This window comes from Pelovirga sp. C15f (genome assembly GCF_057178085.1).
The window spans coordinates 73,118-86,071 of sequence record NZ_JBXUCV010000002.1; the positions used below are offsets into that span (position 1 = coordinate 73,118).

The following is a 12,954-nucleotide window of genomic DNA, read 5'->3' on the forward strand; positions in this document are numbered from 1 at the left end:
TTGGGTGAAATCAGTCCCTGACGGGATATCTGATTGTTGCTCTGGTCGACTTCCATTATATCCGTATGTTCTGTTTCAGGTAACTATTCAGCTTAATTCTTGTCACAGGATCACCGATCCGGCGCTGAACAGATGCTTATTTACACAAAAGGCAAGGAAACCTTTTCGGCATCCTTGGCGCTCCGGCGAATCTCAATCTGCCACGACTTTCCACTTGCCACAGCCTTGCGGTCGACCAGAGCAAGAGCGATTCCTTGCTTTAATGTCGGCGAACTGGTACCGCTGGTGACGTGTCCGACCGGGCGACCGTCACATACCACCGGATACCCCTGGCGCGGAACGCCGGGCACGGTCAGCTTAAGACCGATCAACTGACGCGGGATGCCGAGTTGGCGGGCCTTAAGCAGTGCCGACCGGCCGACAAAATCCCCTTTTTCGAGTTTGGTGATCCACCCCAGACGCGCTTCCAGGGGTAAAATATCTTCAGATATTTCATGGCCGTAAAGGGCATAGGCTTTTTCCAGCCGCAGGGTATCGCGGGCACCGAGTCCGCAGGGGAGCAGTCCGAGGGGGGTGCCGACTCGCAACAGTTCTTGCCAAAGTTTCTCGGTAGAATCTGCCGGGCAATAGAGCTCAAAGCCGTCTTCTCCGGTATAGCCGGTACGAGAAATCAGCAGGTCGATGCCGGCAACCGTTCCCGGCCTGAAGTAATAATAAGCCAACCCATCAAGGTTTACTGAGGTCAGTAAGGCGAGAATCGGCTGGGCAAGCGGCCCCTGCAGGGCCAGCAGTCCATAGTTGTCGCTGCAGTCGGAGAGGGTCAGGTCTGTGTAGTGGCCCGTAGCGGCCAGGGATTGCAGCCAGGCCAGATCTTTGTTGATGTTGGCAGCGTTGACACAGAGCATAAAGTGCTCCGAAGAGATGCGATAGAGGGTCAGATCATCGACCACCCCCCCATGTTCATAGCACAGGGCGTTGTACTGCACCTGGCCGTTGGTGAGTTTGGTCAGATCGTTGATGGTGACATCCTGAAGAAACTCCTGGGCGCTGCTCCCTCTGACGTCGATCTCCCCCATGTGCGACACATCAAACAGCCCCGCCGTCGATCTGACTGCCTGATGCTCGGCGATCACTCCGCTGTATTGAACCGGCATCTCCCAGCCACCAAAATCGACCATCCGTGCCTTTAGTTGGTGGTGCTGAGAATTCAGGGGGGTTTTTTTCATAATTGTCTCCTTTGATCACTTGAAAGTTCTCTTTTAGCAAAAGTAGCCCCACAAGTATATGGCAGAACCTGCGGTGCAGAAAATATGGAGATTTTTAACGCCATTGATAACCTTTGACTTGTAGCAAGCAACTGGATCAGTATAGGCTCCGGTTAATCCATTTGGACTTTTACTCTATGAATCCAAGGCTTTCAGTTGTGGCCTGATGGCTGAGCGGACGAGTGCGGCAAGCGGCTCCCGCGATGAGCGCATGCGGGTTAATCGATATCTGCCTGTGGCCGGCTGACGTAGTTTTTTTGGATTGATTTTAGCTGTTGGCTGTCAGCTTTTGTGAAAAAGGAGAGCATATGCATATCACAACCTTTTATCCCCCCCAGCGAACCCTCATGGGCCCCGGTCCCTCCGATGTCAGTCCGCGAGTTCTTGAGGCTTTGGCGCGGCCGACCATTGGTCATCTTGATCCTCGCTTTATTGATCTGATGGATGAGCTCAAAGAACTCATCCAGTATGTTTTCAAAACCGAAAATGCCTTGACCATGCCGGTTTCTGCTCCGGGTTCAGCGGGGATGGAATGCTGCTTCGTCAACCTGGTTGAGCCCGGTGACAAGGTGATCGTCTGTCAGAACGGGGTGTTTGGCGGCAGGATGAAAGAGAACGTCGTTCGTGCCGGCGGGACAGTTATCGCGGTTGACGACGAATGGGGAAAAGCGGTTGATGCCAACAAGCTTGAGGCGGCCCTCAAAGCCAACCCAGATGCCGGGATTGTTGCCTTCGTCCAGGCCGAAACCTCTACCGGAGTGCTTTCCGATGCGTCGACCCTGACCGCCCTGGCACGTCAACACGGCTGCCTGACCATCGTCGATACGGTGACGGCCCTGGGGGGTGTTCCGGTGCTGGTCGATGAATGGGGCATTGATGCGGTTTACTCCGGGTCGCAAAAGTGTCTTTCCTGCGTTCCCGGTCTTTCACCGGTGAGTTTCAGTGTCGCCGCGCAGGAAAAAATCACCCGCCGCAAGCAGCCGGTACAAAGCTGGTTCCTTGATCTCAGCCTGGTGATGGGTTACTGGGGACAAGGGACAAAACGCGCTTACCATCACACTGCACCGGTCAATGCCCTCTACAGTCTCCACGAGGCCCTGCTGATCCTGCGTGAAGAGGGAATTGAACATGCCTGGCAACGTCATCAGTATCACCACCAGGCACTGCGAGCCGGGTTTGAAGCCATGGGCCTGGACTTTCTGGTTGCAGAAAATGAACGATTGCCGCAATTGAACGCGGTAGCCCTTCCAGCCGGTGCGGATGATGCCGCCGTCAGGACCAGATTATTGCAGGAATATCAGCTGGAAATCGGTGCCGGTCTGGGTGTCCTGGCCGGTAAGGTCTGGCGGATCGGGCTGATGGGGCATGGCTGCAATCAGAAAAATGTTCTTTACTGTCTGGGGGCAATGGATGCAGTTCTCGGCTATATGGGAGCTGATATCAATCAAGGCGCCGGAATCAAAGCGGCGATGGACTACTATTCAACCCGTCCCTGAGTTTTTTATTGCAGGTCAGTCATTTCACACGGGCGGCAGGAAAAATTCTGCCGCCCGTGATCTTTTACAGGCGGCAATCACTAACACTTGTGTCTTGCTGCCATTGCTGTTGACCCCGCCGCCACATGTCTCTAGAATCAGAGGTTATGCAAGGGCCGTGGCAAGTTAAGCAACGCGGCATACGAATCAACAACTTCCGGCATCTGTGCCGGATGGAGGAACAACGATGGCAATTCGCGAGATACTTCATTATCCCGAACCCCTGCTGAAAAAAAAATCAGCGCCGGTCACGGTTTTTGATCAGCGGTTGGCACAGCTGGCACAGGACATGGTCGAAACCATGTACGACGCCCCCGGTGTTGGGCTGGCGGCGCCCCAGGTCGGGGAACTGCTGCGCCTGGTTGTGCTGGACTGCTCCGGCTCCGACGAGCCGGCCGATCTGATAGTAGCCGCCAATCCGGAAATTATCGCTGCCGCAGGGGAATCATATGAAGAAGAAGGGTGTCTGTCGGTTCCCGGTTTCTGTACTGCGGTTAAACGTCATCAGGAGGTGACCCTGCGTTACCAGGACCCGACCGGGCAGGTTCATGAGCGTCATGCTGATGGGCTGCTGGCGGTTGGGATTCAACACGAAATCGATCATCTGGACGGTATCCTTTTTGTCGACCGCTTGTCACCACTGAAGCGCTCGATTTTCAAGAAAAAATATCTGAAGATGCTCCAGGAGCGGGAAGTCGAGCATGAAGCCTGAGCAGATTCGTACCGTTTTCATGGGAACCCCGGAATTTGCCCTGCCGACGTTGCAGGGGCTGCTGGACGCCGGCGTCAATCTGATCGCGGTTTATACTCAGCCCGATCGCCCCAAAGGGCGAGGCCGGAAACTTGCGGCATCGCCGGTCAAGGAACTTGCCCTGGCGCATCAGTTGCCGATTTTTCAGCCCGAGCGTCTGCGCAAACCCGAGGCGGTGGAGGAATTGCGCCGGCTGGCCCCTGATCTGATTGTCGTCGTCGCTTATGGTCAGATTCTGCCCAGGTCGGTACTCGAAATTCCGCGTTTTAAGTGCATCAATGTGCACGCCTCGCTGTTGCCCAAATATCGAGGTGCCGCGCCGATCAATAAGGCGATTGTCGATGGTGAAAGTGAGACCGGGGTGACCACCATGCTGATGGATGTGGGGCTGGATACCGGTGCCATGCTGGTCAAACGCAGTACGCCCATTGGTCCTGATGAAACTGCCGGGGAGGTCCATGACCGCCTCGCCCTTCTCGGGCGTGAGGCGCTGGCAGAAACCCTGCAACTGATTTGTTCCGGTCAGTTGGTCCCGCAACAGCAGGACGATGCATTAAGTACCTACGCACCGATGATGAGCAAGGAAGATGGCCTCATCGACTGGCGCCGCAGTGCCCGCCAGATTCACAACCAGGTGCGCGGCCTCGATCCCTGGCCCGGTGCCTATAGCTATATGGGTGGTCAGCTCCTCAAAATTGCCGCTACCTGGGTAGATGAAGAGGCAGAAGGTTCGCCGGGCGAGATTTTAAGTGCTGATGGTGGTGGAGTTCGGGTTGCCTGCGGACAGGGCGCGCTGTTGATTGGTGAATTGCAGTTGCCGGGGAAAAAACGCCTGGCGGCGCGTGAGTTCCTCAGTGGCTGTCCGTTGCCGGTCGGTACCCGTCTGGAGTCACCGGCCCCTGCCGTTGATGACACTGAAGGATAACCCTCCCCTTGATACCTATCACTCAACAGGACGCCCGTCATCTGGCCTATACCGTATTGCTGCGCGTAGCCGATGGTGCCTACTCGGATCTTGCCCTTGATAGTGAGCTGAGGCGCTGTGCTCTTGACCAGCGCGACCGGCGTTTTGTCACCGAGCTGGTGTATGGCGTATTGCGTTTACGTGGACGCATCGATTTTGCCCTCGGTTGTTTCTGTAACCAGCCCTTGCCGCGCTTGCAGCTTGAAGCCCAGTGGTTGTTGCGGATCGGTGCGTATCAGTTGCTGGAGATGGACCGGGTGCCATCCCATGCGGCAGTAGATGCCACCGTTGAGCTGGCGCGCAAGCTTGGACTGGCCGGTCTCACCGGCATCATCAATGGCGTGCTGCGCGCCCTTGATCGTGGCCGCGACGACATCCCCTGGCCTCAGCCACAACAAATTCGTCCCTACCTGGAGCGGGTCTGCAGCCTGCCGACCTGGCTGGCAAAAGAGGTGATGCGGCTCTTGCCCAATGAGCAGGCGCGCGCCCTCGGTGAAACCCTGGCCCAACCACCGCGCCAGAGCGTCCGCGTCAATACCCTCAAAACCGACCGCGACCGTTTTCTCGACCTGCTCGGCGCTGCCGGTCACGAGGCGAGTCCCTGCCCCTTTGCGCCGGAAGGGGTGGTGCTGGAGCGCCGCGGTGAACAGCGACTGCCGGGGGACAACGAGGGGCTCTATCAGGTTCAGGATGAAGCCAGTATGCTGATAGCCCACCTGCTCGCTGTCCGCCCCGGTCAGCGCATTCTCGATGTCTGTGCCGCGCCCGGTGGCAAAACCACCCATCTGGCAGCACTGACGGGGAATCAGGCGGAGATTGTCGCCATCGATAAATCGCCGCAGCGGGTCGAACTGATTGAGCAGGGGGCGCAGCGCCTAGGGTGCAGTCATATCAGTACTCACGCCTGGGACATGACCGCCCCGGCTGATTTTCTCATGCCGGAAAGCTTTGATCGCGTGCTTCTCGATGCTCCCTGCAGTGGTATTGGCGTGCTGCGCCGCAACCCGGAAGGGCGCTGGAACAAGACGGCTGCCGATTTGCGCCAACTGGCTGCGTTGCAGCAGCGCCTGCTCGCCCGGACTGCCAGGTTGGTACGACCCGGTGGTCTGTTGCTGTATTCGGTCTGCAGTTTCAGCCAGACAGAGTCCGATGGTGTGATCGATCAGTTTCTCGCTGAACACCCGACCTTCATCCTCGACCCGTTGACTGAACAGTCGCCGCCGCACTGGGCTTCCCTGTTCACTCCGGCCGGAACAATGCGCACCTACCCCCATCGTCATGGGGGGATGGATGCTTTTTTTGCCGCGCGTTTGCGCCGTATAGAGTAATATAACAAGGATGGTGCCATGATGAAAATTGCCCCCTCGATCCTGTCTGCCGACTTTTCCCGCCTTGGTGATGAAATCCGTGCTATTGACCAGGCGGGTGCCGATTATGTTCACATCGATGTTATGGATGGTCATTTTGTCCCCAATATCACCATCGGTCCGCTGGTGGTCGACGCGGTACGGCGGGTTACCGACCTGCCCCTTGATGTCCATCTGATGATTGAGCATCCGGATCGCTATGTCGGTGACTTTGCCGGGGCCGGCGCCGACCTGATCGTGGTGCACGTCGAAGCGACGACCCATCTGCACCGCACCATCCAATTGATCCGCTCACTGGGCAAAAAAGCGGGGGTCTCACTCAATCCTGCGACTTCCCTGACAACCATCGATATGATTCTGCCGGATCTTGATCTGGTGCTGCTGATGACGGTTAATCCAGGCTTTGGCGGTCAGTCGTTTATAGAGAGCTGTCTGCCGAAGATTGAGCAACTGCGCCAACGCATCGATCAGCTGGGCAAGCCGATTGAGCTTGAGGTTGATGGCGGTGTCAAGATCGATAACATCGAACGTATTGCTGCCGCCGGCGCGGATGTTTTCGTCGCCGGCAGCGCGGTTTTTGGTGCCAGTGACTACGCCGCAACGATTCAGCAGTTACGTTCCAACGCCTGCGCCGCACGGGGCTGATCTAATCTGTTGAAATATCAATGGGAGTCCCTCATGCGCCAGTTGTTGCTGTTGATATTCACTCTTGCTTGTCTCTTGTTGTCCGGTTGTGCGGTCCTGACCGGCGGCGAGACGGCCAACCTGCCGCAGACCGCTGAGCGTTTCACTGAAGCCATGCGCTGGAAGGACTGGTACGGGGCCGCCATGTATGTCGCGGCACAGCAGCGCCCGGCGTTTCTCGAGCAGTTCAAGGAAGATCCTGATCTGTTCGTGGTGGACAACCAGGTCCGGAATATCCATCCCGGGTCGATCGATGGTGATGCCGAGGTCGTCTATCAGCTGGAATATTATCGCCTCCCTTCAAGCCGGGTTGAGCGCTGGACCTGGGTACAACAGTGGCAGAAGCAGCCGGGTCGTTTTGCTGCTGAAGCGGTGTGGTTGATCAGCAACCCGCCACCACTGTTGCCGTGGAACCGGTAGGCCTTCATCGTCAATTCCAACAATCTGTTTTTGTTTGTCTTTGTGCTGGTTTCCCTGCCTTTTTCCGGGAAAATTGGCTTGATTTAAAACCCTGGTTTGTGTTATCTACCTGCATACTGTATACGATCCAGTGCGTTAAAAATTGCCAGAAATTCTGGCTTTTCTCCCTATTTACGGGGTTCTCGGCTTTCCTTCTTTGCGGAAGGTCGAAGCAGGTCAAAGGAGGCCGGTTTGTCGAAAGTTGCATTTTCCAGCTGGGGGAGACAGGTTGTTGATAATCGCCAGGGCGGCGATGCCGAAGTACCGGTCGCCAAAAAGAAACTTCCGGTAACCTTTGATGGCCAGAAAGAAATTGCCGCCTTTATGGGCTGGGACGGCTTGATTCTCAATGACCCTGGCGTTGATGTTGTCGCCATGGCGGCAGAATATGCCCGCCGGGTGCAGGAAGATTTCTGCTGTGCCAAGTGCTCACCCGGTAAAAAAGGGACCCGCGTGATGCAGGACACCATGGCGCGGATTGTTTCAGGCAAAGGGCAGGAAAGTGATCTGGAAACCATCGAGCAGATTGCCGAACTGTTGCAGAACTGCAAATGTACCCTGTGCCCCAGCTCAGCCGTTCCCATTGTTGATACGGTCAAGCATTTCCGCGAAGATTATCTCGCTTACATCAATGGCACCCCGCGTACAGCAGCGGCGGTTGATTACAAAGTCAAACTGACGGCACCCTGTCAGGACAAGTGTCCGGCTCACATCGACATCCCTGCCTATATTGAAGCGATCAAGGATCGCCAGTTCGGCGAAGCCCTCGAGGTGATTCGTGAGAGCATGCCCCTGCCGGCAGTCTGTGGGCGCGTCTGTCCCCACCCTTGCGAAACCGCTTGTCGTCGAGCCAATGTCGATAACCCGGTCAATATCATGGTGCTCAAGCGCACGGCATCTGATTATGAATGGCAACACAACCAGCAGCCATCGATGCAGCCTAAACCACGTAAAAGTAAAAAGATTGCTATTGTCGGTGCCGGTCCGGCCGGTCTTGCTGCTGCCTATTATCTGGCCATGGAAGGTTATCCCTGCACCATCTACGAATCCCTGCCCGAAGGTTTTGGTGGCGGCATGATTGCCGTCGGGATCCCGGCTTACCGGATGCCGCGCCACATCCTCCAGCGCGATATCGATATTATCTGCTCTATGGGTGTGCAGATCATCTACGATACCCATGTCGGCCGCGACATCAGCCTGATGGAACTTAAAGAAAAGTTCGACGCGGTGTTACTGGCTCCCGGCGCCCACAAATCAAAACCGATGGGTGTTGAAGGGGAAAAAGAAGGCTATCAGGGCTTTCTGGCCGGCGGTATTGAATTTCTGCGTGAAGCTTATATGGGCAAACCGACGGGCATGGGGAAGAAGGTCTGTGTTGTCGGTGGCGGCAACACTGCGATTGACTGCGTCCGGGTGGCCCTGCGCGAGGGTGCGGATGATGCCATTCTTCTTTACCGCCGGACGCGTAAAGAAATGCCCGCCGATTCATGGGAGATTGATGGCGCCGAGGAAGAAGGGGTGCAGTTTGAGTTTCTGATCCTGCCGAAAAAGATCGTTGTTGATGATCAGCGCAAGGTCATCGGGGTTGAATGTGTACGCATGGAGCTGGGAGAGCCGGATGACTCCGGACGCCGGCGCCCGCAGCCGATTGAAGGCAGCGAGTTTGTTGTTGAATGCGACACCCTGATCCCGGCTATTGGCCAGGATCCTGAGCTTTCATTTATCACCGATGACACCGGTATCGGCATCACCAAGTGGAACACCGTGGTGACCAAGTATGTTCCTCTGAAAAATGCTGAAGGTCGTGATTTGAACGATCCCATGGGCAACCCCCTGTCACGGATTCTGCTCACCGATATGGACGGTGTCTTCGCGTCCGGCGATGCGGAAATCGGGCCTTTAACCGTTGTCGCCTGTGTGGGCAATGCTCATCGTGCAGCCAAGGTGATAGAACGCTGGCTCGAGGAAGGGGAAGCCTATCTGACGGATGAGGATTTTCACGAGGATATCCTGTCAAACCTGGGTGTTTACGATAAAAACGAAAAAGTTTCCTGGCTTGATGCTGTTGATCGTTTTCATCAGGTTGAAATTCATGGAGCCGAGCGGGCAGCCAAAGGGAACTACAACGAGGTTGAACTTGGCTACACGGACACCGTGGCGGTACAGGAAGCAGAACGCTGCCTGCGCTGTTACCGGGTCTCAATGATTGCAATTCAATAAAAAACACACAATGGCTGGGTGCGGCGGTGTCTGTAATGACGCGCCGTAAATGAAGTCCGCCAGTATTCGAGGTGAACACAATATGGTCAACCTGACGATAGACGGCAAGGCGACAAGCGTCCCCAAAGGCTCAACTATTCTTGAGGCTGCGCGCCAACTGAACATTCATATTCCAACCCTGTGCTGGCTGAAAAAAATTTCAACCACGGGTGCTTGCCGTATCTGTGCGGTAGAAATTGCCGGAGTCGATCGTCCCATGACCGCCTGTAATACCCCGGTCAAGGAAGGGATTGTCGTCACTACCAGGTCAGAAGCTCTGACGAAAACTCGTAAGCAGATCATGGAACTGATCCTCCTTAACCATCCCCTCGACTGTCCGGTCTGTGATGCCGGCGGTGAGTGTGATCTGCAGGACACCTGCTTTGAGCTGGGAGTCAATCGTCAGCATTTTGAGTCGGAGGATGTCAATCCGCCGACCATCGACCGTTGGCCGCTGATTCAGCAGGTTCCCTCGCGCTGTATCATGTGTGAAAAGTGCGTCAAGGTCTGCCATGAGGTGATCGGTGCTGACGCCCTGTTTGTCAACGACAAGGGTGACCGTGCCTATATCGACAAGCGCGTCGAAAACTGTATTTATTGCGGTAACTGTGTGTCGGTCTGCCCGACCGGGACGATGATCTCCAAACCGTTCAAGTTCAAAGCGCGGCCGTGGGAGCTGCGCAAAACAAAATCGATCTGCACCCTGTGTCCGAGCCAGTGTCAGATCGATATCCATGTCAAAAACAATGAAATTTACCGGATTACCTCCGATGATGACACCACCAGCAATCAGGGGACTCTGTGTATCGGTGGTTTTTTTGGTTACGGCTACGTCAACAGCGGTAAACGCCTGACCACGCCGCGGATTGGCGATCAGGAGGTCTCCTGGGATCGTGCTCTGGACTACCTGGTCAGAGAAATCACACGAATCAAAAAAGAGCATGGCGCCGCAGCGCTTGCCGGACTTTCTTCGCCACGCCTGAGTAATGAAGAAAACTACCTGTTCCAGAAAATGTTCCGAGCCGCTATCGGCAGCAACAATATTGACTCAGAAGCCCGTTTTGGTGCATTGCGGTCATTGCGCTCCCTTAACAAAGGGATCGGCCTGCATGGTGCCAGTAATCGCCTGGAGGTGATTGGACGGGCCGACGCGGTGCTGGTCTTCGGTGCTGACCCGAGCGCAGAGGCCCCGGCTGTTGACTGGCAGATTCAGAATGCCGTACGTCGCGGCGATGGCAAGCTGATCATTGCCAATATGCGCAAGATCCACCTGACCCCATTTGCCAACAGCCAATTGACCTATCGACCTGGTAGTGACATCGAACTGGCGCAGGGGTTGGCAAAACTGCTGTTTGAGGGAGGGCTGGTCGATATCGATAGCCTCAAGCTGACAGTCGAAAATTTCGATGAACTTAAAGCCGATCTGGCCAAGGTCGATCTGGCGCAGATCGTCAGCACAACCGGAATCAGCCCGGAGGAACTACAAGAAGCAGCGAGGTTGATCGGTAACGCTACCAATGTGGCAGTGGTGTTCGGCGGGGATATTCACCGGTCCGTCGATGGAGCCGCGAAGGCGGCAGCGATCAGTAACCTGGCAATTATTTGCGGTGCTCTGCGGCATGAGGGTGGGCTCTTTCCCATCGATGAGAAAGGCAATACCCAGGGGCTATTGGATATGGGGGTTTATCCCGAATCCCTGCCCGGTTATCAATCATACAGTAAAAAGAAAGAAACTTTTGAAAAGGCCTGGGGCTGTAAACTGCCGGACGGCGGGTTCGATGCCGATGGAATCCTCAAGGAGATCGAGGCAGGCAACATCCGTTTTCTCTATCTCGCTGCCGTGAACCCCTTGTCTTTCCCTAATGCGACGCGCTGGTTGAAAGCCCTGCAGCAGGTGGAGGTACTGGTCGTACAGGATATTTTCCCCTCGCAGGTCAGCGGCCTGGCCAAAGTCGTTCTGCCGGGTGCATCCTTTGCAGAAAAGGATGGCAGCTTCACCTCTCTTGATCACTCGGTTCGTCCTGTCCACCAGGCTCTGCATCCGCTGGGACAAAGTCGCGCCGATGCTGTAATTTTTGCTGACCTGATCGGCCGTCTGACGAATTCCAGCACCCTGTATAACCAGCATGCGGTGATTCAGGAGGTTCAGTCCCTGACCGATCTTTATCAGGACATCTGTTTTGCCAGCAAAGACTGGCATTCAAGTCTGAAACAAGCCTGGCAGGTAGCTGACAAAAGCCTGGTCTATCAGCTAGTCAACTCCAGGGACGAAGGTAAGGGTTTGCAGTTGCTGATCAGTTCTTCCATGGCTCATTTTGGTACCACATCGACCTTCGCTCCGGCGATCTGTGAAGTGGAACCGGAAGCTATGCTGAATATCAGCGCGGAAGATGCCGGCGAAATGGCTGTTCGTGATGGCGAAAAGCTCAAGGTAACAGGTGCTGGCGGCGCCTCGACTATCGCCCGGGTACGGATTTCCCCGGCTGTCCCTGCAGGGTTGATTTACGCCGGTGCTAACTTCAGCACAGCAGGAATCACTGCCTTGCTGGCCGATGGTGATAATCGCACGCCAGTTAAGGTTGAACGGGCCTGATCGACGTTCAATAGTCAAGCACAAAAAAACCCGGTTCTGCCGGGTTTTTTTGTGGAGAAAATAGTCGTTTTTCAGCGGCGGTTACGCAGATACTTCTGAACCGCGTTGTTGTGCTCGCGCAGGGTGCGGGAAAAGTGATGGCTGCCGTCACCACGGGAGACAAAATAATAGTAGTCCGATTCTTCGGGAAAGACTGCAGCAAAAAGGGCGGCACGCCCCGGGCTGGCAATCGGTCCCGGCGGCAAACCGTAGATTATGTAGGTGTTGTAGGGCGTCGGGGTGTTCAGCTGCCGGCGGGTAATCGAGCCGGAATAATCATCAGCGCCATAGATGACCGTCGGGTCGGTCTGCAACCGCATGTTGATGGCCAGACGGTTATGAAATACGGATGAGATCAGCGGCATCTCTTCGACCACACCGGTTTCCTTTTCAATGAGGGAAGCCAGGGTCACGTGTTCGTGCAGAGATAGCCCGAGGCGGCGAGCCGCCTCATGTTTTTCCGGGCTTAGGGCGCGCTGGAACTGTTCAACCATCATGCGCAGCAGGGCAGCCTCGTTGGTGCCCGGAACAAAACGATAGGTTTCAGGAAACAGGTAGCCTTCCAGACTGTCGGCGGTAATGCCGAGGCCGGCAATAAACTCCGGATCACGCGCCAGTTGCCATAACTTTTCAACCTCGCCGTACCCCGCTTCGCCAATCCGCTCAATAATCTGCTGCAAGGTATAGCCTTCAGGAATCGTCAGACTGACCTTGTCAACATCACCACGAACAAGGCGCTCAAGGATCTCACCGGGAGTTGCCGGCGCAGAAAAAGTATAGTGCCCTGCTTGAATCTGGTGCTCCTGTTCGTGCCATTTGGCAAGTATTCGCAGCAGCAGGGACTGACTGATAACCCCTTGTTCGTCAAGATTACGCGCCACTCGCTGCAGGCTGCTCCCCGGTGCGACATCAAGAGATACCGCTGCCGGTGGGATAACCGGGGTGGTCAGTAACCACCAACCGCAAACCACCACCCCGCCGGCACTGATTATAAGTAAAACAAAAAGGACTAGAAAAAAACGGCGCATGGAATGATGA

The 12,954-nt window shown here is 55.5% G+C and carries 10 protein-coding genes; 8 read left to right on the plus strand and 2 right to left on the minus strand.

Annotation, left to right across the window (positions count from 1 at the left end; translation table 11 throughout):
* Positions 1–140: 140 nt before the first annotated feature.
* Positions 141–1,226, minus strand: a complete 1,086-nt coding sequence (gene gcvT, locus AC1931_RS05505) for a glycine cleavage system aminomethyltransferase GcvT (protein ID WP_483876243.1) — start codon at positions 1,224–1,226, stop codon at positions 141–143.
* Between the two features lie 347 nt (positions 1,227–1,573).
* Between gcvT and AC1931_RS05510 the strand changes: the two genes are divergently transcribed.
* From AC1931_RS05510 to AC1931_RS05545, 8 genes are all read left to right on the plus strand, one after another.
* The gene (locus AC1931_RS05510; protein ID WP_483876244.1) at positions 1,574–2,761 is read left to right on the plus strand and encodes a pyridoxal-phosphate-dependent aminotransferase family protein; all 1,188 of its coding nucleotides are present in this window, start codon (positions 1,574–1,576) and stop codon (positions 2,759–2,761) included.
* 226 nt (positions 2,762–2,987) lie between these two features.
* Positions 2,988–3,512, plus strand: coding sequence for a peptide deformylase (def, locus tag AC1931_RS05515; RefSeq protein ID WP_483876245.1), 525 nt, complete (start codon positions 2,988–2,990; stop codon positions 3,510–3,512).
* Positions 3,502–4,476: a methionyl-tRNA formyltransferase gene (gene fmt / locus AC1931_RS05520; protein ID WP_483876246.1), complete on the plus strand. Its 975-nt coding sequence runs from the start codon at positions 3,502–3,504 to the stop codon at positions 4,474–4,476. The genes def and fmt overlap by 11 nt, the downstream gene beginning before the upstream one ends.
* 8 nt (positions 4,477–4,484) lie before the next feature.
* On the plus strand, positions 4,485–5,843 hold the full coding sequence (gene rsmB, locus AC1931_RS05525; RefSeq protein ID WP_483876247.1) for a 16S rRNA (cytosine(967)-C(5))-methyltransferase RsmB: 1,359 nt from the start codon (positions 4,485–4,487) through the stop codon (positions 5,841–5,843).
* Between the two features lie 18 nt (positions 5,844–5,861).
* Positions 5,862–6,527 (plus strand): ribulose-phosphate 3-epimerase, encoded by a 666-nt coding sequence (gene rpe / locus AC1931_RS05530; RefSeq protein ID WP_483876248.1) that lies wholly within the window; start codon positions 5,862–5,864, stop codon positions 6,525–6,527.
* 33 nt (positions 6,528–6,560) lie between these two features.
* Positions 6,561–6,986: a hypothetical protein gene (locus tag AC1931_RS05535; protein ID WP_483876249.1), complete on the plus strand. Its 426-nt coding sequence runs from the start codon at positions 6,561–6,563 to the stop codon at positions 6,984–6,986.
* Positions 6,987–7,217: 231 nt separating this feature from the next.
* Positions 7,218–9,245, plus strand: a complete 2,028-nt coding sequence (locus AC1931_RS05540) for an FAD-dependent oxidoreductase (protein WP_483876250.1) — start codon at positions 7,218–7,220, stop codon at positions 9,243–9,245.
* A 49-nt stretch (positions 9,246–9,294) separates the two neighbouring features.
* Positions 9,295–11,877: a molybdopterin-dependent oxidoreductase gene (locus tag AC1931_RS05545; RefSeq protein ID WP_483876251.1), complete on the plus strand. Its 2,583-nt coding sequence runs from the start codon at positions 9,295–9,297 to the stop codon at positions 11,875–11,877.
* Between the two features lie 71 nt (positions 11,878–11,948).
* Here AC1931_RS05545 and mltG read toward each other — a convergent pair whose 3' ends face one another.
* Entirely contained in the window at positions 11,949–12,944 is a 996-nt protein-coding gene (gene mltG / locus AC1931_RS05550; RefSeq protein WP_483876252.1) for an endolytic transglycosylase MltG, read from the minus strand.
* Positions 12,945–12,954 lie beyond the last annotated feature (10 nt).